The following is a 21182-nucleotide window of genomic DNA, read 5'->3' on the forward strand; positions in this document are numbered from 1 at the left end:
GTTTCAAAATAATGCCTATCTGCTTTGCGATTAGATTGTAAGCGCTTCATAAGATAAATGCAACATCCAGGCCTTAAAAATGCCATCCTAGCAGGTATTCCCCAATTAGCCACGTCAAACCGCCGCCCAGCAACAGACCAATAACCGCACCTAAAGCCGCTTGCCAGAGTTGCTTACGCCGACTCACTCGAGGGGCTGCACCTACCGGCTTATCTTGAACGTACGCTAAAATTTGCCTAAACGTTCGAAGTTGTAGTCGCCTCATTTGGCTGATGAAGACCCCAATCAGGCCGATTCCAAGAGTGGTAAAGGTTCCAATGAGTAGCGCACTGATAACCGGCGAGAAAAACCGCATACTGATTAGCGCCAGATACGTGGCGACCAGCAGCACGCCAATCCCAACCAACAGCCATCTTGTTCGAACCTGATTCACACGCTTTTTCATCATGCTGACATCTCCTCTAACCAGATCATCGACCGTAATCTGGTACAAATTGGCAAGCAGGATCAGCAAAGAGTTTACACATGCGAATAGTTTTTTGACCCACAATGCTGACCTGAACGATGGTTAACCGAATTTAAGGGACTTGATTGAGTCTTGAACCGAGGTACCATCACTGAGCGTTAAGGAGTCGGACAAGCAAATCAAAATGAGCATCACGTAATACAAATTTCTGGCGTAACATGGTGCCTTTCTAATATGAAATATCTTCACATTGGTAATATCAAACTTAATAAACCTTGAAAGTAGTACTACAGATGATCAACCTCTAGAACTACTATCTTCACTTCAATTTGTCTTGTTCAACACTATATTTTTCTCTTAAGCTACATAACTTATACACCCACCAATTCTTTAGTTATTTCGTCATACTTGATGAGTATTATCGGATTTCAACGCTTAAACTCAGACCAAATGGTTACCACCTAATGATCCTAGTACTCTTATTCACCTCTAACCATTTCGATACCAATTTCAAAATCATCAAAGTCAGATGTCATAACAAAAGGAACCTGAACATCTGAGAAAATAATTTTACATACATGTTCACCTAACTCGGTAAGCTGAATAATCTTCGTTGTAACGCTCAAATAACAAGCCTCAAAGCCGTCCTCTAACTGTTGTTTGTACGCTAGCACTTCATCTGTTTCCAGTATTTTCTGACTCACACTATTAACAAATTCTGGAATATCAACTACTAGTGGCTGATAAAAATCATTAAAATCGATAGATGATGCCAAACCCATTCGCTGTAGTAACTTAATACTGTCCTCTGGGCTGTGTTTAGAATCAACAACTTGATCCATATCTACATGGTAATTACCTTCCGCAAAGTTAGGTTCCTCCTCCCCTTCCACACTGGTAAAGATAAAATGTTTCTCTAATTCCTCGTCTTTAATCCCAACAGGACACGGATTATCGCTATTTTCAAATTCAGCGTATCCTTTTGGTACTACCTCTAGTGCAAATCCAAGTGATAGATACAGAGTACGCAACAAATTTATATCGCTGGCAGTTAGTCGTTCCAAAAGATCTACATCTGCCGGATGGAGCGTTTTTTTTCTACTAAAGTCACAACTTGCAGCGATGATTTTTGAAAATATCCTTCTGGTCTCATCAACATCCAAATAAATGGAAATATTTGACATCACCTTGGCAAGTATATGCTTATCTGGAACAACAAGATTACTTTCTTCAATGATGTTGAGTTCGTCAATAATTTCTTTTTTAAGCGTCCCAATATTATGAACTTTTTCAAGTTCAAATTGATAAATATCTAATTGATTTTGCTGAAGAAGTTTTTCTTTAGAAACTTTAAAATCTGATTTTGAACCAAATGTTAAATAAAACCAATTATCTAAAACGTGAAATATTGGTTTGACAATGTCCGCTCCAACTCCACCCGCTAATGCTGCCGAAAATGGAACCAACATATTGTTTACAAAAAAATTCGAATCAATCATTATTAATTACACCATTTCCCTTATAACCTTGTTTACTTATGATACGGCGACCCCTCATTAATCATAAACGCCCGATAAATCTGCTCCGTCAGCACCAATCGCATCAATTGGTGTGGCAGCGTAAACTTGCCGAACGAGATCTGCGTGTCAGCACGCTTTAAAACGGCTGAATCAAGCCCTAGGGAGCCGCCAATCACAAACGTAATGTCGGAGTGCCCATACGTCGTTAACTGCTTAATTTCGGCTGCAAAAGCCTCTGAGGTCCGTTCCTTACCCAGGATGGCTAACGCGTAAACGTATTCGCGATCCTTAATCTTACTTAGGATGCGCTCCCCTTCCTTGGCCATGACCTGCGCCATCTGAGCGTCACTCAGTGATTCAGGGGCTTTTTCGTCTGGCACTTCAACAATTTCAAATTTACAAAATCGTGACAGGCGCTTAGCGTATTCAGCGATGCCTTGCTTAAAATATTTCTCCTTTAACTTACCCACAACGACTAATTTAATGTTCATAAACAGTTTTCCACATCCTTATCAACAAGGTTATCCACAAAGTTATCCACAATTCCGATGATGGTCTTAAAAGCCGGTTTTTCGGGGTTATCAACATGTGGATTGAAAAATCCCGGTTTTACAACCCCAGTTCGCCCACCCTAAGATAGCGCTACATTCCCTATCAAATCAGCGTTTTGCGGCACCCACCTATTTCGGTTGTCGTGTTTTCCACAGCCTGTGAATAACTAATCCGCTTAAATCGGCCAACTACTGAATTAACAATCTTTTGGTCAATTTTCGAACTTTTTTGGGTTATCCACAAAGTTATCCACAGTTTACGTGGCCGTTTAGTGACTAGCGAATTATTTACCGTACCCCTTTCCGGCTCATTCGGAAAAAAATCCAATAAACACAGTTTAACTAGATTTTACCGTACCACAATAGAGCCGAATATTCGACTTTTTCTAAACTCACAAAAAAGGGTCAGCAAGATTGACTTGCTGGCCCTTACTGTCGTTTATTGATTAAGCTGACTGGTTGTTTCGGTTAACTTAACGTTAGTCGTTTTCTTCGCACCATTGTGATAGTACGTAATTGACACGGTATCCCCAATCTTGTGTTGATACAAGATGTCGCGAAGGGTGGCATCATCACTAATGGCTTTACCGCCAAGGGACGTAATGACGTCATACTTCTTCAGACCAGCCGCAGATGCCGGCGTACCTGAACTTGGATTTGCCATCACCACAACCCCGCTTGAAACGCTGGTTGGCAGTTTCAAGACTGATTTTTGTTGGCTCTGTGAGATGTTGGCAAGGTCGACGTACTTGATCCCAAGGGCTGGCCGAACAACCTTCCCCTTAGCAATCAGCTGGTTAATGATGGAGACCACTTCGTTACTTGGAATTGCAAAGCCCATTCCTTCAACGCTAGTCCCATTGTTATCACTGGCCAACTTCATCGAGTTGATCCCGATCACCTGACCGGCCAAATTAATCAGCGGTCCGCCGGAGTTCCCAGGGTTAATTGCGGCATCCGTTTGGATAACCGTGGCGTTACCTGTCTGCTGGTTGGTTGACTCATCCGTCACTGGGACACTTCGTTTCTTGGCCGAAATAATCCCTTCAGTCAGTGAGGTCGCATATTGGGACCCCAATGGTGAGCCAATAGCTAACGCACTTTCACCAACTTGAATATTGTCAGAATTACCAAAGCTGGCCACTTTATTGACGTCGCTACCGTTAATCTTTAACACGGCAAGGTCGGTTACTGCATCCTTACCCACTAAACTTGCTTCTAGTTTCTTACCGTTACTTAAGATAACCTCAAGCGCATTAGAGCCCGATACCACGTGGTTGTTCGTAACAACGTAAGCGGCATTCCCAGACTTCTTGTAAATGACACCTGAGCCCTCAGAAGCCGTTTCCAGGCTGCTCTTGCTATTACTTGAGGAGCTACTACTATTGCCATACATGTCGCCCAGAATCCCACTTAATCCACTAGAACTCTGACTTTGTCTCTGCATATTGATCACTGAGACAACGGATCCCTTAACGGCCTGGAAGGCTTTGGAGGCTTGAGAATCTACCTTGACGCTCATCTTGCTAGTGCTGGTCGTCCCGCCACTATTTGACCCAGCTGGCACGCTGGTTGAAGTTGACGTGTGGTTAGAAACGTAAGTGGCACCACCAAAAGCAATGCCGCCACCCAACAAACCGGCAACTAACGCCGTAACGGCTACTTTAGTGAGCAACCCTCGATTTTGTGAACGGTTTGGTTGTTGCGGTGAATCTGGTCCTTGTTGATTATCCATCAAGTCGCGCGAAATGCGCTTCCCTCCCTGTCAAACGAATATTTAAATACGTACAACCATAGTGTAACGCTTAGATTTGAATAAAGTTTGAAAGCTTTTTATTGTAAAGTATAAGAAAGTCCTAAAAAAGTTTAAAGAGTCATCAATTCACTGGCTTTTTCCGGCTCCGTATCAAGAATCTGAAAGTCGTGATTCACACCAAAGTCGTGGTCGGCCATGATTGATGACACGGTTAAGTGGGCCAGTGACTTCATGTTGTTTTCCTGCGACCGGTGCCCCAAAAAGATCCGCTTGGTATTGTTCCCCAAAACATCCATTAGAACATCCGCACCATCCTCGTTTGACAAATGGCCCGTATCGCTTAGAATCCGTTGCTTTAACGGCCACGAATAGCTGCCCATCCGTAACATCTCAACGTCGTGGTTACACTCCATCAAATAGGCATCAGCGTTGCGAATCGTCCCTTCGACGTGTTCAGAGACATAGCCGGTATCAGTTAAAATAACAAACGACTTGCCCCCACTATGGAACGCATAGAATTGGGGTTCCGCCGCATCATGAGAGACGCTAAAACTTTCGACGTCGATGTCGCCCATCGACAACGTAATGTCCGGCGCAAACAGGTTCTTCTTCTCGGTTGGCACCGCCCCAATTTTGGGGGCCATTGCGTCCCACGTTCCCTGGTTTGCATAGACGTTTAAGTCGTAGCGACGGGCCAAAATGCCAACACTCTTGCGATGATCTGAGTGTTCGTGAGTGACAAATAACGAATCAACTTCGCCGATGTCTTTTCCAATGGAGGCCATCAGCCCCGCCAATTTTTTACCGCTTAAACCAGCGTCCACTAGAATCTTATGTTGTGCCGTTTCGATATAAGTACAATTTCCCGTACTGCCACTGGCTAGTACACTAATCTTCATCCCGCCTACTTCACTCATTATCTGTCCAACTTCCCTTGATCAGTCTAACTAACAAACCCCCGCCATGCCTTGCGGCCGCCGGGGGATTCGCCGCGGTGAATCCAAACAAGTCCATTACACCGCATTTTTTTGAAAAACGCAACGATTTTAGCGCATCAGGTCATCGAGAGAATCTCTGGATTCGCATTACTTGATGGTGACTGGCTGGATCCAGTTTTCAAAATCTCACCCGTGTAAGCGTTGACCCGTTTCATCACCACAGTATCAGAATTATTGGGCTTCAACGCAAACACCCACGTCGGCAAAAAGACCGCTTTACCCCGCGCTGTGGTAAGTCGCGTGTAAGCGAGGTTCGCCCAAGTGACCTTCGTGCCATTTGGAATTTCGTTGTATTGATATAGCCAAGTTAAGGCCCGTTCTTCACTAATAGTTTTGGTCTTTTCGCGTAAGAGATCAACGTTATCCAAGTAGCTTTGTGAATAGCCAATCACGCGGTGGTTATCGCTGATGGTAAATCGTAATTGACCATCCTTAGAGTATACCGGTCCCTTAGCGACCCGCTGAACGTAGATTAACTGATCCTGATTGGATAACTGCTTACTGTAACGGTATTCGCTCCCGTGGCTCACCAAGTTGGCGTTGCTAACAACCTTATCAACGGCTTTCTTGAGGTCCCCACTATTATCGGCCGTGATGGGCTCCTTAAACTGACTAATCAGTTCAGTGCCACTGAAATGATACGTCTGCTGCTGTAAATTGGTCGCGTTTTGACGAAGATCATTCGTCAGCGTTGCCGAGAAATAGTAGCCATAATGCGCATCATTACTTGGCTTTGAAAAGGCAATTTGGTCTTTTCGCATTTCATCTAACACGTTGTTGCCATTCGTCGATGAGTCACCGACCGTGCTCCGGTTATAGGAAAAAAACAGAAACCCATCAATGAAAACGAAAATGACCAAAAAGATCAGCATAATTCGCTTGAAATTCACGTTAGGGACCTCCTTTCTAACAGATTATTGACCATTAACAAGCGTGTCGTAGCGATTCCACTGATGATTAATCGAGACATACCAGGTTGGCACTAAGTTCACCACTTTCTTCAGGGTTTTATCCCAGGTCCAGTGATAGCCCAGCTGAATGTCATCAATTTTCTTAGCCGAGATTCCCAACGCCGCGAGCTTAGCTAGCAACTCAGTCGTCGACATCACCGTTGTGGTCTGCGTCGACGGCGGAATTGGTACTTGAAGGCTGGCTAACGAGAAGTTCATGCGGTAGGAATCCTGCCCCAAAATCTTGGTTCGCACCGCCCCAAAGCCCGTTTGATTAAAGACCGGCATGCCTTCGACGTACGTTCGGAAAATAATTTGGTGCTGTTTAGCATCATACGAATAGAGCCGAACGTTATCAAGCGGAATGCCAACCATCACCATCTGCGAGTAGGCCCGTTGCATCATCGTTAAGAAACTACTACTCCCCGTCTGCGAATCATAATTCGTAAACGTCACCGTCCCATCGTTCCGGTTGACGACCATGTGGCGAAAACCGCGGTCGTCATAGGTGGTACTGGTCTTATGCTTTTTAACCTGCATATTAGAGTTCGTATTCGTTGTCATGATCCGGTTGGCATAGTAGCTCTCAGACTGTTGGGTAGCCTGATAGCTGTAAACTTTCATCGTTGTTTTCTTTGGGTAATAAACCAGTGGTCGGCCGTGCCAGTTACGAAATTCAACCTGGGTGGCAACTCGCGGTTCAGTCAAAATATCATTGAGCTTCGATTGACTGTTTCCTGTGACGGTGACGCGACTCACCTGTTTTGTTGAATCATTTAACAGGTAAATGTGCGCCGAATCGTTCGTCAGTAACTGAACCCGGTTAAAGTTCCGATTACTGATCCGGAACTTTTGGTTATAAACCGACTTAAAATACTGTGAGTTAATCACGTTTCCGAGATCCAATACCACACTATTTTTCCGGTTTAACTGGTCGAAATAAGGGGTTTCTGAATGGTTACTAACCGTGGCCACCTGGCGCGTCGAAAAGGTCCCCAGCAGGCCTTGAAATTCCGCGGCAAGATTGGTTTCACTATTTGAGAGTAGCGATTGGTTGCCCGCCTTATCTGTGTAAATAATCTGATTTGGCAAGTTCACTTCGCGAAATGAAGCGTTCGTGGCATTATCGTTACTATTGCCCGGTTTCGTTGAATCATTGAGGTTAGAATGGGCCGGATTCGTCCAGAGCATCCCCGACATTCCGAGGCTAACAAGCACCGCGACGGCCAGACCGACTGGTAGTATCAGTTTTTTAAGCTTCATCCCAGAGATCCGCCCCCTCTTCTAACGGTTCATACGGCAGTGAAATGTAGAAGGTCGAGCCGTGACCTTCTCGACTTTCAACCCAGATTTTCCCGCCCAATGACTGAACGGTTTCCTTTGAAATAGCGAGACCTAATCCCGTCCCACCTTGTTCGCGAGAACGCGCCTTATCCACTCGGTAGAACCGGTCAAAGACGTGGGGGATATCCGCTCGTGGAATCCCCAATCCCTGGTCCGTGACGCTCAACACGACGGTATTTTGCGTCTCGACTAAACGACACGTAATCACCCCACCATCAGGTGAATACTTGATGGCGTTGTTCATAATGTTGTCTAACACCTGAGTAAAGCGGTCCGTGTCAATTTCAACCCACAGATCACGCTTGGTAAATTCTCGTTTGATCGTGTAATGCTTGTCCAACCGGTCGTTTTGTTCGTCAGAATCAATAATCATATCAAACCGGTTTAAGACATAGTTAAAGAGCTCGTTGATGTTGACCAACTCAAGGTTAAGCTTCTGAGTCCCCGAGTCCATCCGTGACAACGTCAACAGATCATTAATCATCCGGATCATTCGGTCGGTTTCGTCCTGAGTCACCTTTAGAAACTGCGGGGCAATTTCAGGATCCTGCCAAGCGCCATCAGATAAAGCTTCGATATACGACCGAACACTGGTCAGCGGTGTCCGTAACTCATGCGACACATTCGACACGAACTGACGCCGATCTTGGTCGATTTTTTGTTGTTCCGTCACATCATGAAGCACACAAGCCAACCCACTAATAAAGCCGGATTCCCGTTGAATCAGTGAGAAATAGGCCTGCAAAATCAAGTCGTGGTCGTCCGTTGAGAAGTCCAACATAATTTCGTCGGGATCCTCCAATAAATCACGCAACGTGTATTGTTGACGAATGTTTAAGATATCGAGAATGGACTGACCAATCGCCTTTTCGGAGTCAATCTCCAAAAATTCCACAGCTGTCTCGTTAATAATCGTGACATTCCCGCGACGGTCGGTCGCAATCACCCCATCGGTCATATGAGCCATCACAGAATCCAACCGCCTGCGCTCAGACTCCGTGGATTCCTGCGCTTCTTCGACTCGAACAGACAGGTTATTAACGGCAATGGCCAGCTGACCCAACTCATCGTTTCCGTAAACTTGAACCTGACCAGAATAGTCTCCTCGAGCGATTCGCATGGTCTGTTCCTTCATTTCGGTGATTGGCACGGTAATTGCCCGGGAAATAACGAGTGATAATATTAGCCCTAAAGCAATGGCAATGATGGCCGAGACCACGTAGATTCCCGTCACTTTATTAATACCATCGTAAACTGATTGCAGACTCGCCCGAATGTAAACAACACCAACCGGCGTACTGCTCCCGTTACTCTGCTTGATTAACGGCGTGATTTTTGTGTAATAGTACTGGTTCGTGGCGGCGTCGTAAGTCGTCGACTCCGCCCCCGCACTGTTATTATAAATCACAACTTTAACGGCGTTATCCGTCGTTTTTTGCCCAACAACCTGCTGATTATTGGCCTCGTTCGTCCCACGGATGGTGCCCTTGGTATCAATCACTTGAATTTGAGCGTTAGCCGTACTTGGAATGTTGGCATCAGACAGCAAAATGCGGATTTGACGGTTCGCTGACGTCGTATTTGCCCGCGACAGTTGAGTCGTCAAATTCGTATTAACATACCGCTGAAGTGAAATTTGGTTTTTAAACTGGCGTAAGTTCTGACTTTCCAGTTGTTGCACAAAGACGGCACCAACAATTTCCAGCGTGATCAGCAACATCATTGCAAAAACAAACGCAATTTTAAACTGAATTGAATGGTACCATTTAAGTTTCTGTTTCACACCCTGCTTACCCCTTCGCGTGCTTCAAACTTTGAGCTACGCTTGCCCAGCTGCATCGCCATCACTACTATTGCGTAAGTAATAGCCCACGCCACGACGGGTAATTAACCATACCGGGTGACCTGGGTTATCTTCAATTTTTTCCCGTAATCGCCGAACCGTCACATCCACCGTTCGGACATCACCGAAGTAGTCGTAACCCCACACCGTCTGTAGTAAGTGTTCCCGGGTCATGACCTGACCAATGTGTTGGCCTAAATAATGTAATAGTTCAAACTCACGGTGCGTTAACTCGATGTTTTCGCCGTGTTTAGACACTGCGTAAGCATCAGGATGAATCACAATGTCACCGACTTCAATATCCGTATTATCGCTAGTCTCGGCGGTGCTGACGGAGTTTTGACGGCGTAAGTTAGCTTTAATTCGGGCAACCAGTTCCCGGTTTGAGAACGGTTTTGTGACGTAGTCATCCGCCCCCAGCTCAAGGCCTAAGACCTTATCAATCTCAGAGTCCTTAGCCGTGACCATGATAATCGGCGTATCGTGTTTCATCCGAACCTGACGAGCAACCTCAAGGCCATCAACCTTGGGAAGCATCAAATCAAGCACAATTAAATCGGGTTTTTCGCTCTCAACTAATTTCAAGGCTTCTTCACCATCGGAAGCAACGGCAACATCATAGCCTTCCTTGTTTAAGTTAAACTTCATAATATCAGTAATTGGTCGTTCATCATCGACAACTAGAATTTTCTTCATCTGAAAATATCCTCCTCCAGATAGCGGTTATTCGTTCGAGTAAGTTTCGTCAGTAAATTAGGTGCTCGTTTTCGGACCTTAACGGGGGAGCACAGCCACCGTTAAGACGTTCAGGGGATCGCATAAGCGATTAATGGTGTCCTTTTGGTTCAGGTACACATCACCTATTATAACACACCCATTTTAAACGTGTTTTCCAAGCAGACCGGTGCTTTGGCCGACTGTTTGAACCGGGGTAAATCAATAATTTATCATCGTTGAGAATTTTCTTGCAAAAAAATGCAAAAAAACTGTTGCCACGTCTTTGGCCATATGATATTATATTTAACGTTGATTGATTAAGTAATTCAACAGTTAACACATACCGATATGGGCAGTTAGCTCAGCTGGCAGAGCAACGGACTCTTAATCCGTGGGTCCAGGGTTCGATCCCCTGACTGCCCATTATACAACACTAACCAGTTTCCACGCCGTGTTTAACCACCGTGGTTGCTGGTTTTTTTATGGTTCAAAATAATTCTAATTCTCCATCAGTTTAAAGCGGCCCCGCACAATATTTGCGGGGCCGCTTTTTTGGGTGGGTGCTCGGGGGCCAATCCAATTGCCAACTCAAAAAATTGCAAATGGACCTTGATATTTATTTAGAATCATTCTAATATATAGGCGATTATTAAACGAGGAGGAATTGGTCATGGAAAAAACAAGAGTCGTTATTGTTGGTGCTTCTCACGGTGGTCACCAATCTATTTTGGAACTCCTACACCGTTATGATAACCTCGATATCACCCTATTTGAAGCAGGTGACTTTATTTCGTTTATGTCCTGTGGAATGGAACTTTACCTTGAAAACAGCGTGACGAATGTTTCGGATGTGCGAAATTTTGAACCCAAGCTGTTTACGGATCAAGGCATCCACATCCTCAACAACCACAAAGTCAGCCAGATTAATGCCGACGATAAAACGTTGACCGTCAACGACACCGTCAACGGCAAAAGCCAGACCGTCGCTTATGATAAATTAATTCTGAGCTCGGGCGTGGTCCCCAACCGGCTCCCCGTTCCTGGCCACGACCTAGCTAACGTTGCCCTCATGCGGGGCTATGATTGGGCAACCACAATCAAAGCGAAGCTAGACGATCCTTCGGTTCAAAATATCACCGTTATCGGGGCCGGTTACATCGGCATTGAAGCCGCCGAAGCAAGCCGGAAAGCGGGCAAGCACGTCACCCTAATCGACATGATTGACCGCCCATTGGGAACCTACTTGGACCATGACATGACTGATATCTTGACTCAACACTTAACAACGCAGGGTGTTGACCTGATTATGGGTGCGACAATCAAGGCCTTTAAAGGTCACGATCGGGTCACTGGTGTTGAAACGGATAAAGGGACGGTCGACACCGATTTCGTCATTCAAGCGGCTGGTGTCAAGCCAAGTACTGACTGGCTCAAAGGTACCGTTGACCTTGACGATCACGGTTTTATTCAGACTAATGAATACTTACAAACCAACCTCCCCGATGTCTACGCTATTGGTGATGCCACGCTCGCCTATTCAATTGCGGCCGAAACTAAACTCCCAATTGCTCTAGCCACCGTTGCCCGACGAGAAGCCCGGTACGTTTGCCAGCACCTCTTCGAAAAACAACCTACCGTGCCGTTTAAGGGTCTCGTCGGCTCCAGTGCGCTAAGCGTATTTGATTATCATTTTGCGACCAGCGGTCTTAACACCACGACAGCTAAAAAAGCCGGGGTACCTGTTTCGATCAGTTTCTATCAGGACACGCTTCGTCCGAGTTATGTCCCAGCCGATAAAAATAACCCAACGGTTTCAGCAAACCTCGTCTTTGACCCCGCCACTCACCGGATCCTCGGTGGCGCTGTTCTATCTACGTACGACGTTACCGCTCAAGGCAACGTTTTGGCGTTAGCTATCTCTCAACGGTTACGCCTAGAAGATCTGGCCGAGACCGACTTCTTCTTCCAGCCCGGATTTGACCGACAGTGGAGTCTATGGAACTTAGCCGCCCAACACGCATTGGGGGAGAGCCAATTCTAAATTCAATAATTAGCTAACTAAAAACGGTGAGTCAGGCGACTAAAGTCGCCTGACTCACCGTTTTTTATCACAATTATTATTCACTTTTATGGATGCTTTCAAGAATGTCATCCGCCGAAAAGTCGTGGTTCATATACGCAGCATCGCTTGTCGGTAACTGTTGATCCAGTCGGTCAAACTGCTGAAAATCAACCTCGCCCGTCGCTGTTTCATAAGATAGGAGGTGCCCACCAAACCGGTGATCGTCCGCCAAAAAATGGCTGTGGAAGCCGCCGACTGCCGCCCCATCAAAGATCTGCGGTGCGTAGTAGCTTAGCAGGGTGCCTTCCACCAAGTCGCGGTGGAAAACCACCTGACTAGCAGCCGTTTGTGCCAGAGTTTTATAGGGCTTTGTTGACTTTTTAACGACCCGAGTCGTGACGTTTTTAAAAATCCCGTGAAGCCGGATTGAAAAAAACGTGTTGGCACTGTTTGACGCGGTCAAGATAGCGGCTTGCAACGCAGCTCGAGATTGGTCAGAAACCGTCACTAAGGGCTCATATGAGGCAAAATGACTGTTGGCAAATGGCGTGGTAAACTGGGCGTCCACCTCGTTAATTTGGCCGTTTGCGTCGGCTTGATAGACGACCCCATCCAAAATAATCAGTTCGCCATCCAATCCCTCACCCGTTCCGATACCCGTGTCGCCATGGGCTAAAATATCAGCCATGGTTGCCGTACCAGTCAACAATCCAGGTACTAGGAGCGCTAACGTCCCATGTTGAAAAAGGGTCTTCGTATCTGACATCATTTCACGTCCTTAACTAAATTTACAAATCGGCTAACGAATCCGTCACAAATCTAATGTTATCACGGTAGTCAACTGGAATATCAATGAGCGATGGACCGTCCGTGGCCAGAGCTTGGGTTAACGCGGCCTGCAATTCTGCTGGTGTTTCAGCCCGCAGTCCTTGGGCCCCAAAGCTTTCGGCATATTTAACGTAATCGACTGCCCCCAACGTAACGCCCGCATCACGCCCATAATGCGCCTTTTCCTGAAACTTGACCATATCGTAGAAACCATCATTCCAGATCAACTGAACAATGTTGAGATTTAATCGAACCGCGGTCTCCAATTCCTGGCCGGAAAATAAAAATCCACCGTCACCTGAAATCGAAATCACCGGTTTCCCAGGTCGCACGAGTGCCGCCGCAATGGCCCACGGCAGGGCAACCCCTAACGTTTGCATCCCGTTACTAAACAAGAGGTGGCGGGGATTATAACTCCGAAAATGTCGATCCATCCAAATATAGTGGGAACCCACGTCGACGGTCACTGTTGTTTCGTCAGTGACTTGCCGTTGCAATTCGGCCACGATGGCTAAGGGGTGCACCCCCTGACCCGGTTTGCTGTCCGGCACCGTATTTTGGGCCGCAAAGGTCGTCCTAAGGTCTTGAAGTTCACGTTGCTGCTCATCTGCTAAGACCAGGCCCTCAGGCAACGCCGCAGCAACTGCGTTCAACGAAGCCGCAATGTCAGCAACCACCGTTAAATCAGGCTGGTAATCTGTCGAAATCTCTGGTGTGACACTATCAATTGCGACAGTCTGACCGGTCCGATCCGGGTTCCAGAACCGCGCTTCGTACTCGACGGGATCATATCCAACGGTCAATACTAAATCACTGTTTTGCAACAGCTGATCCCCGATTTGGTTGTGAAACAGACCTACCCGACCAAAGAATTGGTCTTCGAGGTCGTGAGAAATCACGCCTGACCCCTGGAAAGTCTCAACCACTGGCACATGATACCGACGTAGCAGCTTTTGAAGGGCTTCAGCGACGGCTGGGGTCGACCCCCGCATCCCGACTAAAATAGCGGGCCGCTTTGCCGTTTTTAGCTGGCTCACGAGCGTCGCCAAACTTTCCGTGTCGATTTGTCCCTGATGGACCGGCTTCAACGCCTTAATTTCTGGCACCGTGACCGGTTCGCTCAAGACATCTTTCGGAATTGAAATAAACGTGGCCCCAGGCTTGGGACTGACCGCTTCGTTATAGGCATTTGCGAACACTTCCGATAAATTATCAGCCGTTTCAACCTCAACGCTGGACTTTGTGGCCGCCTTCAAAAGCGCCGTACTGGCAATACTTTGGTGTGTTAAGCGGGACAAGTCACCGCGGGGCACCTGACCACCAATGGCGATGACGGGATCCGCTTCTGAAGTCGCTGTGATCAATCCGGTGGCAAGATTAGACACCCCGGGACCAGACGTCACGGCAACCACACCGGGAACCCCAGTTAACCGCCCTATCCCGGCGGCAATCAACGCTGCATTTTGCTCGTGACGCGTCACAATCAACTGTGGTGCTGCCGGATTATCCGTGTTTTCAAGCAAGTCAAACAACTGATCCACTTTTGCGCCAGGAATCCCGAAAACATACTTCACACCCTGATTAATCATCGACTGCACTAATGCCGCTGCACCGTTTTTAGAAATTGTCATTTATTTCACCCTTTCATCCGCTTTGCATGTGAATTACGCTATCGGTTTCAGCCCTCAAAGTCAACGAAAAAGGCCTAATTTATCAAGGGTTTTATAATTTTATTTTTAGTAGACAAAGTTAGTGAAAATGACCTATAATATTTGGGTTGAATTTGTGCTAGCGTCACAGCACCTACAAAGGACGTGTTAATTATGTGGACCGTAAAATCATTTTCAGAATTAACTGCGACAGAGCTCCATGCCATTTTAAAATTACGAGTTGCCATTTTCGTCGTGGCTCAAAATCGAGTCTATCAAGAAGTTGACGATGACGACTTAAAAGCACGCCACATTTTCAAGGTCGTCGACGGCCAGGTTGCCGCTTACGCCCGAATCTTCGAGACACCCGATGGTGCCGTGACAATCGGTCGCGTCGTCACCAACCCTGCCTTTCGTGGCCAGGGTCTCGGTTCCGAGCTGATGACTCAGGTCATGGCCGCCATCAAGCAGTACTACGGTGATCTGCCGATCAAGATCAACGCCCAAGAACAAGTCGAAGGTTACTACCAAAAATTTGGCTTTGAAACCCAAGGCGCCCCCTTCACATACCATTCAACACCCCATATTCTAATGACGCACGCCGCCATGAATGAACCCTCAAAATCGTAAAATGTTTCACGTGAAACATTTCCACAAAAAAATAGCGCTGAACTTCACCGTTCAGCGCTATTTTTTTGTGACCCTAGTCCCCTCATTAGCGAAACGACTGAGCCTTTTTCCCGACCATCTTAACGACAACCATGATGACAACAAGGACGGCAATATTGGCGACAACCGCAATTTCAAATAACCGAGTATAGGACACAGATTCAATAATCAGTCCGCCAAATAACGGCCCTAGCGCCTTCCCCGCTGACGCCCACGAGTTAGACAAGCCCTGATACTTTCCCTTGCTAGCAAACGGTGTCAGGTCATTAACCAAAGCAGGAATTGCCGGAAATGCAGTCGCTTCCCCCACCGTCAAGATTGTCATCGCCACAACAAAGTCCCGGTATTGGTGAGCCCAAATCAGGACAACGAACGATAACGTCACAAAGATCAAGCCGATGTATATTTGCCAGTATGGATTTTTGAACCAGTGAGCCAGCCAGTTGATCCCAATCTGAAAAATGACGATCAAACCGGCATTTAACGTCCACAAGAAACTGTATTTTTCCATCGGAATCCCCATCCCGGTCATGTAAACAGATAGGTTTGACACCCATTGCTGATACATCACCCAGATGATGGCCAATGAAATGAAAAAGACGTAAATCACGGTCATATTCGCCTTGGGTAATTGGGCTGAGTCAGCCCGCCGTGCCTGCCTAGACTGAACAACGTTGGCTGCCGGCCGAAACTTGGTTAGAACGACCACCATAAAAATCACGTACAAACTAGTGGCAATAACAAATAACATGGGAATGCTGTGGCTGTAAATAAACCCCACAATCGAAGTCCCAAAAACAATGCCAAGGTTGTTACCAAAGTACAGCATATTAAAGACAAACCGACCGTCACGGCCCTTAATGGACGTCCCAAGGGAATTGGTCACCGTAATTAACCAACCAGTCGCAAATCCCACAAAAACTAGCGCAACGGGATAGGCTGGCCAACCATGCCAAAATATCATCAAAAACGTCGTCAGAGTTGCTAAGCTAATGCCCTCAATCATGAGATGAAACGGATTAAACCGATCATACAGTTGTCCTGCAACGTAACTGCCCACGATGTTTGACCCAGAATACAGCAGTAATACAATGCCGACCGTCGTTAACGATTGATGTAGATTATTATGTAAATACACACTGGTCAACGGCCAGATAAAGCTATTGCCCACACTACTAATGAAGGCACCGGTGACCAACCACTTTAATCGTATGGTTTGCACACCCTCACTCCCCTTCAACTTTAGAACTTCTTAACCCCTTTTTACAAATTGAAACTTTAAATTCAAACTTTCATCACAATTTTGGATTAAGATGGCACCATAGTCAATTAAAGTTAGTTGGCTATCACCTTTAAACTTAAACCTAAACATTGCATGAATAACTCCCCCCAAACTCCTCTAAATGTTTTAAAGGCGATTGACTCTAAGCGCAGCTCGTTCCCCCCTAACGAGCTGCGCTTTTTTGGTTTTTGGGTGGCATACAAAAAAGCGGCGAGCCACGCCGACCTTCTGAACGCTTTCGCGCCGATCGTTGTGAACTCGCCATGGTTTGGCACCAGGAAACAGTATCGCATGGTTCCGCACCGGTGTCAATCATCATTCAGCCAGATTCTAGCGAAACCAAAACGGCGGTCCGCTTTGTCAGCAGACCGCTGTTTTAAGTATTTCTGAAAAGTCAACGCGGGCTGAGCCCTCGGTCGACCTAATAAGTCGCTTGATCTGGCGTGTACGCAATGGACGAAAATTTGTTGTACGATTTCACGAACAACAACTTCACCGTTCCCCGCGGACCCGACCGGTTCTTTTCGATGATGACTTCAACTTCACCAACGTCTTGGGTGTCATCTTGACCACCACCGCCACCACCGTCGTTATCATCACCGTCTTCGCGTTCGTAGTAGTCGTCACGGTACAGGAACGATACGATATCTGCATCTTGTTCAATCGATCCTGATTCACGAATATCCGATAACACAGGTCGTTTATCTTGGCGTTGCTCAACGCCCCGGGAAAGTTGGGATAACGCAATGACCGGCACGTGCAGTTCCTTGGCCAACTTCTTCAAGCTCCGAGAAATTGCCGACACTTCTTGTTGTCGGTTTTCGGCGCTTCCCGATTCGATGAGTTGCAAATAATCAATGAGAATTAACCCAAGGTTCCCGTTTTGTTCCTTATCTAACCGTCGGCATTTTGCCCGAATTTCAGACATTTTGATCCCTGCCGTATCGTCAATAAAAATCTTGGCCTTGGATAGGCTGCCCATCGCCACAATGAGGTTTTGCCACTCATCTTCCGCCAATTGGCCGGTTCTCAAGTGGTTCGCATTGATACTACCTTCCGCACACAACATCCGGCTCACCAGCGATTCGGCACCCATTTCCAAACTGAAAATGGCAACGGCTTTATCTGTTTTTGTCCCGACGTTTTGCGCAATATTTAAGGCAAAAGCGGTTTTTCCAACAGCCGGTCGGGCCGCTAAAATCATCAGTTCATCTTCGTGGAGGCCGGTTGTAATTTTATCCAAATCCCGATATCCCGTTGATAACCCCGTCACGGTGTCTTCTTGTTGTGACAACCGATCAATATCTTCAAACGTGCTATTCAACACGTCTTTGATGACCTTAAACCCCGACTGATTTGTGGATTCCGAAACACTCATGATGGCCTGTTCAGCACTATCTAAGATGTCGGAAACTGGTTCATCCTCAGCGTAACCATCCGTCACAATCCGAGTTGCCGTTTGAATCAGCTTACGAAGGGTGGATTTTTCCCGAACAATTTTAGCGTAATAGGTGACGTTCGCCGCCGTTGGCACTGAAGAAGCCAGCTCTGCAATGTAGTTCACACCGCCGACGTCTTCCAATTGGTTTTGCCGGGTCAATCCATCCGTGACCGTCACTGCATCAATCGCTTCATCGCGATCATTCAGATCGATCATCACCTGAAAAATGAGTTGGTGGGCCCGACGATAAAAGTCGTCTGCTTGGATCTGCTCCATAGCATCGACTAACGCATCAGTATTCAAAAAGATGGCCCCTAATACGGCCTTTTCCGCCTCAATGTTTTGGGGCGGGGTTTGATCGCGCAATCCTTCGCTCATTTTCTAGTTCCCCTTTAAAATTAACCCGAAACGCCAACAAGGCAGCACTCTGGCTGCCCTGACGACGTGTCTATGCTTCGCTGACGTGCACCCGAATCGTTGCGGTAATGTCTTGATGCAACTTAACTGGAACGTTGACGTAACCCATCATTTTGATTGGTTCGTTTAATTCCATCTTGTGCTTATCCAGCTTAATGTCATACTGCTTGCTTAATGCCTGAATGATTTGCTTGCTGGAAATGGCCCCAAATAACCGCCCATCCGTGCCAGCTTTAGCCGTTAACTCGACCACCGTCGCATCATCTTCCAGCTTTAATTTGAGCTGTTCAGCTTCAGCTTTTACTTCAGCTTCCCGCTTTTCTTCAGCCTTTTGTTGACCCTTTAGTTGGCTCATAGCACCCTTTGTTGCTGCTTTTGCCTTCCCTTGTTTAATAAGGAAGTTTTGGGCGTAACCATCGGGTAAGTCCTTCACTTCGCCACGTTTGCCTTTACCGCGAACGTCTTGTAAAAAGATGACTTTCACAGTCAATCACTCCTTTAGCGTTCGATTTGCGCCACTAGCGAGACCGCTAACGACTATTTCATTCAACAATCCTACCACATTCTCTACTGCTCGTCACCGTCTTCGGCGGCCGCATCTTGACCATTTAAAATATCGATGAGCTGTTGCTTAACATCGGCTATGGTGTGGTCGGCAATCTGGGTCGCGCCACTTGATAAGTGACCGCCACCGCCCATTTTTTCCATAATAATCTGAACGTTAACCTGCCCTAAACTTCGTGCAGAAACCCCGATGCGACCATCATCACGTTTCGTAATGACAAACGAGGCATCCACGCCGGACATGTTCAATAGGTCGTCGGCTGCCTGAGCTGCTGTAACGGAGTCGTAAATCTGGTCTTCCTCCCCCGCCACAACAGCCATCCCGTCGTTAACGAATTCCACGAGTTCAATCAAGTGGTTACGTTGCAAGAAATCATCCACATTTTCCTTCATCAACTGTTGCATTTGCACCGAATCGGCCCCGGCAGAACGCAGGTAACTGGCAGCGTCGAAGGTTCGTGACCCGGTCCGAAGGCTAAACGACTTGGTATCAATGAAGATCCCAGTTAACATCGCCGTTGCTTCGATCTTATTAATCGGTTCACTTTCCTGGGACTGATATTCAAACATTTCCGCGATCAACTCACACGTTGAGCTGGCATAGGGTTCGATATAAACCAACATTGGGTTTTCTGGAAACTCTTCGCCCCGGCGGTGATGGTCAATAATCATTACCCGGTTTTCGAGCCGGTGATACAAGTCACTTGAAATCGACAGGGATGGCTTCGAATGGTCCACCATCACGAGTAAGCTCTGCTTTGTCGCACGGTTTAGGGCCTCATCAGCCGTAATGATGGCATCTGAGATCTCCGGATAGTCTGCCAGTGAATCCAATAGGCGTTGAACGTCAGAGTGAACACTGTGCTTGTCTAGGACAATGTAGCACGTCTTACCGTTCATTTGCGCAATTCGCCGAATCCCCATGCAGGCACCAATCGAATCCATGTCAGGTTGTTGGTGCCCCTGAACAAAGATCTGGTCCGACTGACTCATTAACTCTTGAAGGGCCTGCGAAATCATCCGGGCCCGGACTCGAGTCCGCTTTTCCATCGGATTCGTTTTACCACCGTAGAACCGAGCCTCTTCGTCTTGAGCCCGAACCACAACTTGGTCACCACCCCGACCAAGTGCCAGATCAAGGTTGCTTTGTGCTTGATCCGCTAGCTTCGTCAAATTGGCATCGCCGTATGCAATCCCGACACTCAGCGTTAACGGGTAATTCTGCTTAGACGTGCTTTCTCGAATAGTGTCCAAAATGCTGAATTTATCTTCTTCAATGGCCTTTAAAGACTGGGCGTATAAGAAGACGAAGAAGTGGTCGTCATCCAAACGCTTCAAGTAGACGCCATACTGTTGGGCCCACTGGGACAACGCATTCGTCACGTAGTTTCTCAAATTACTGATATCTTGGTCGGTCATCGACTGGGTAATCTCGTCGTAGTTATCCAAGAAAACCTGCCCAATCGCCACTCGCTCGTTATCATAGCGCTGTTGAATCTGTGCAAAGTGGGTGACTTCCATCATGTAAACCGCCTGGACATCAGGCTGGACCAGCATTGAAAACTGCCGGTCACCCCAGGTCACGGTTGTCGGATGCTCCTGGCCGGCATTGTCCTTGATAAGCTGGTCAAGCTCAGGTGCGACGTCGCTTAACCGGTGGCTCAAAACGTTCGTGTCACCAAAATACTGTTGGAGGTATGGGTTAACCCATTCAATCGCATCGTTCTCGTCGAAAATCATGACCCCAACGGGCATGTCAATCAGCGCCTGCTGCTCGCCTCGATTGATCCGAAACGATAAGTCTGCAATATACCGGTTCGTATCCGCACTAATTTTGTTCATCGTGTTCAATGTAAAGATCAGACAAATAATGACGGCCACGAGACCAATACCACCAAGAACCCAAGAGTACATGAATGCCAAAATAAGCCCGGCCGCAGACAACGCAAAAATAAACAGTGCGATGCCTCTCAATCGCTGGTTTCTTAAAAATTCAGGCATACTGCCTCGTGAGAAAAAATCATTCATGATGACTCCCCTAATCTTTAGGTAATAGTAGTTACATTTTAGCACAATCCCCGATTTGATTCGATATTTCACCCGGATTTGTCGTGGGGCCTCACCA

General features: G+C 46.8%; 17 protein-coding genes and 1 tRNA gene. 3 read left to right on the forward strand and 15 right to left on the reverse strand.

The features are described 5' to 3' along the window. Positions 1 to 73: 73 nt before the first annotated feature. The 9 genes from FC96_RS05625 to yycF all read right to left on the reverse strand — a co-directional run bounded on the left by FC96_RS05625 (position 74) and on the right by yycF (position 10124). The gene (locus FC96_RS05625) at positions 74 to 448 is read right to left on the reverse strand and encodes a hypothetical protein (protein WP_054660287.1); all 375 of its coding nucleotides are present in this window, start codon (positions 446 to 448) and stop codon (positions 74 to 76) included. 497 nt (positions 449 to 945) lie between these two features. Next, entirely contained in the window at positions 946 to 1965 is a 1020-nt protein-coding gene (locus FC96_RS05630) for an Abi-alpha family protein (RefSeq protein WP_056942316.1), read from the reverse strand. Positions 1966 to 1997: 32 nt separating this feature from the next. After that, positions 1998 to 2477 (reverse strand): 23S rRNA (pseudouridine(1915)-N(3))-methyltransferase RlmH, encoded by a 480-nt coding sequence (rlmH, locus tag FC96_RS05635; RefSeq protein ID WP_054660293.1) that lies wholly within the window; start codon positions 2475 to 2477, stop codon positions 1998 to 2000. A 499-nt stretch (positions 2478 to 2976) separates the two neighbouring features. Then, positions 2977 to 4272, reverse strand: a complete 1296-nt coding sequence (locus FC96_RS05640) for a S1C family serine protease (protein ID WP_054660295.1) — start codon at positions 4270 to 4272, stop codon at positions 2977 to 2979. A gap of 131 nt (positions 4273 to 4403) precedes the next feature. Beyond that, complete coding sequence (locus FC96_RS05645; RefSeq protein ID WP_056942317.1) at positions 4404 to 5210, reverse strand: MBL fold metallo-hydrolase; 807 nt, start codon at positions 5208 to 5210, stop codon at positions 4404 to 4406. Positions 5211 to 5347: 137 nt separating this feature from the next. After that, positions 5348 to 6181 (reverse strand): two-component system regulatory protein YycI, encoded by an 834-nt coding sequence (locus tag FC96_RS05650; protein ID WP_056942318.1) that lies wholly within the window; start codon positions 6179 to 6181, stop codon positions 5348 to 5350. A gap of 24 nt (positions 6182 to 6205) precedes the next feature. Continuing rightward, positions 6206 to 7504 carry a YycH family regulatory protein gene (locus tag FC96_RS05655; RefSeq protein ID WP_056942319.1) on the reverse strand — a complete coding sequence of 433 codons (1299 nt, stop codon included), beginning with the start codon at positions 7502 to 7504 and terminating at the stop codon, positions 6206 to 6208. Continuing rightward, positions 7494 to 9368 carry a cell wall metabolism sensor histidine kinase WalK gene (gene walK / locus FC96_RS05660; RefSeq protein ID WP_082593357.1) on the reverse strand — a complete coding sequence of 625 codons (1875 nt, stop codon included), beginning with the start codon at positions 9366 to 9368 and terminating at the stop codon, positions 7494 to 7496. The genes FC96_RS05655 and walK overlap by 11 nt, the downstream gene beginning before the upstream one ends. 36 nt (positions 9369 to 9404) lie before the next feature. Further along, positions 9405 to 10124 (reverse strand): response regulator YycF, encoded by a 720-nt coding sequence (gene yycF / locus FC96_RS05665; RefSeq protein WP_056942320.1) that lies wholly within the window; start codon positions 10122 to 10124, stop codon positions 9405 to 9407. 371 nt (positions 10125 to 10495) lie between these two features. Here yycF and FC96_RS05670 point away from each other — a divergent pair. Continuing rightward, positions 10496 to 10568, forward strand: a tRNA-Lys gene (locus FC96_RS05670). Positions 10569 to 10815: 247 nt separating this feature from the next. Then, positions 10816 to 12186, forward strand: a complete 1371-nt coding sequence (locus FC96_RS05675; RefSeq protein ID WP_056942321.1) for an FAD-dependent oxidoreductase — start codon at positions 10816 to 10818, stop codon at positions 12184 to 12186. 76 nt (positions 12187 to 12262) lie between these two features. Here the strand turns inward: FC96_RS05675 and budA are convergent, their stop codons facing one another. Both budA and alsS read right to left on the reverse strand, forming a co-directional pair. Beyond that, positions 12263 to 12973 carry an acetolactate decarboxylase gene (gene budA / locus FC96_RS05680; protein WP_056942322.1) on the reverse strand — a complete coding sequence of 237 codons (711 nt, stop codon included), beginning with the start codon at positions 12971 to 12973 and terminating at the stop codon, positions 12263 to 12265. 22 nt (positions 12974 to 12995) lie between these two features. After that, positions 12996 to 14666: an acetolactate synthase AlsS gene (gene alsS, locus FC96_RS05685; protein WP_056942323.1), complete on the reverse strand. Its 1671-nt coding sequence runs from the start codon at positions 14664 to 14666 to the stop codon at positions 12996 to 12998. A 192-nt stretch (positions 14667 to 14858) separates the two neighbouring features. On the opposite strand from alsS, the gene FC96_RS05690 reads away from it, so the two are divergent. Next, on the forward strand, positions 14859 to 15314 hold the full coding sequence (locus FC96_RS05690) for a GNAT family N-acetyltransferase (RefSeq protein WP_056942324.1): 456 nt from the start codon (positions 14859 to 14861) through the stop codon (positions 15312 to 15314). Positions 15315 to 15399: 85 nt separating this feature from the next. Here the strand turns inward: FC96_RS05690 and FC96_RS05695 are convergent, their stop codons facing one another. The 4 genes from FC96_RS05695 to FC96_RS05710 all read right to left on the reverse strand — a co-directional run bounded on the left by FC96_RS05695 (position 15400) and on the right by FC96_RS05710 (position 21085). Next, positions 15400 to 16575: an MDR family MFS transporter gene (locus FC96_RS05695; RefSeq protein WP_056942325.1), complete on the reverse strand. Its 1176-nt coding sequence runs from the start codon at positions 16573 to 16575 to the stop codon at positions 15400 to 15402. A 481-nt stretch (positions 16576 to 17056) separates the two neighbouring features. Beyond that, complete coding sequence (dnaB, locus tag FC96_RS05700; protein WP_056942326.1) at positions 17057 to 18454, reverse strand: replicative DNA helicase; 1398 nt, start codon at positions 18452 to 18454, stop codon at positions 17057 to 17059. 70 nt (positions 18455 to 18524) lie between these two features. Beyond that, positions 18525 to 18977 carry a 50S ribosomal protein L9 gene (rplI, locus tag FC96_RS05705; protein WP_055679612.1) on the reverse strand — a complete coding sequence of 151 codons (453 nt, stop codon included), beginning with the start codon at positions 18975 to 18977 and terminating at the stop codon, positions 18525 to 18527. Between the two features lie 83 nt (positions 18978 to 19060). Beyond that, positions 19061 to 21085, reverse strand: a complete 2025-nt coding sequence (locus tag FC96_RS05710) for a DHH family phosphoesterase (RefSeq protein ID WP_082593362.1) — start codon at positions 21083 to 21085, stop codon at positions 19061 to 19063. Between the last annotated feature and the right edge of the window lie 97 nt (positions 21086 to 21182).

It is taken from the genome of Secundilactobacillus kimchicus JCM 15530 (assembly GCF_001433995.1).
In the GTDB taxonomy this organism is placed as follows: Bacteria; Bacillota; Bacilli; order Lactobacillales; family Lactobacillaceae; genus Secundilactobacillus; species Secundilactobacillus kimchicus.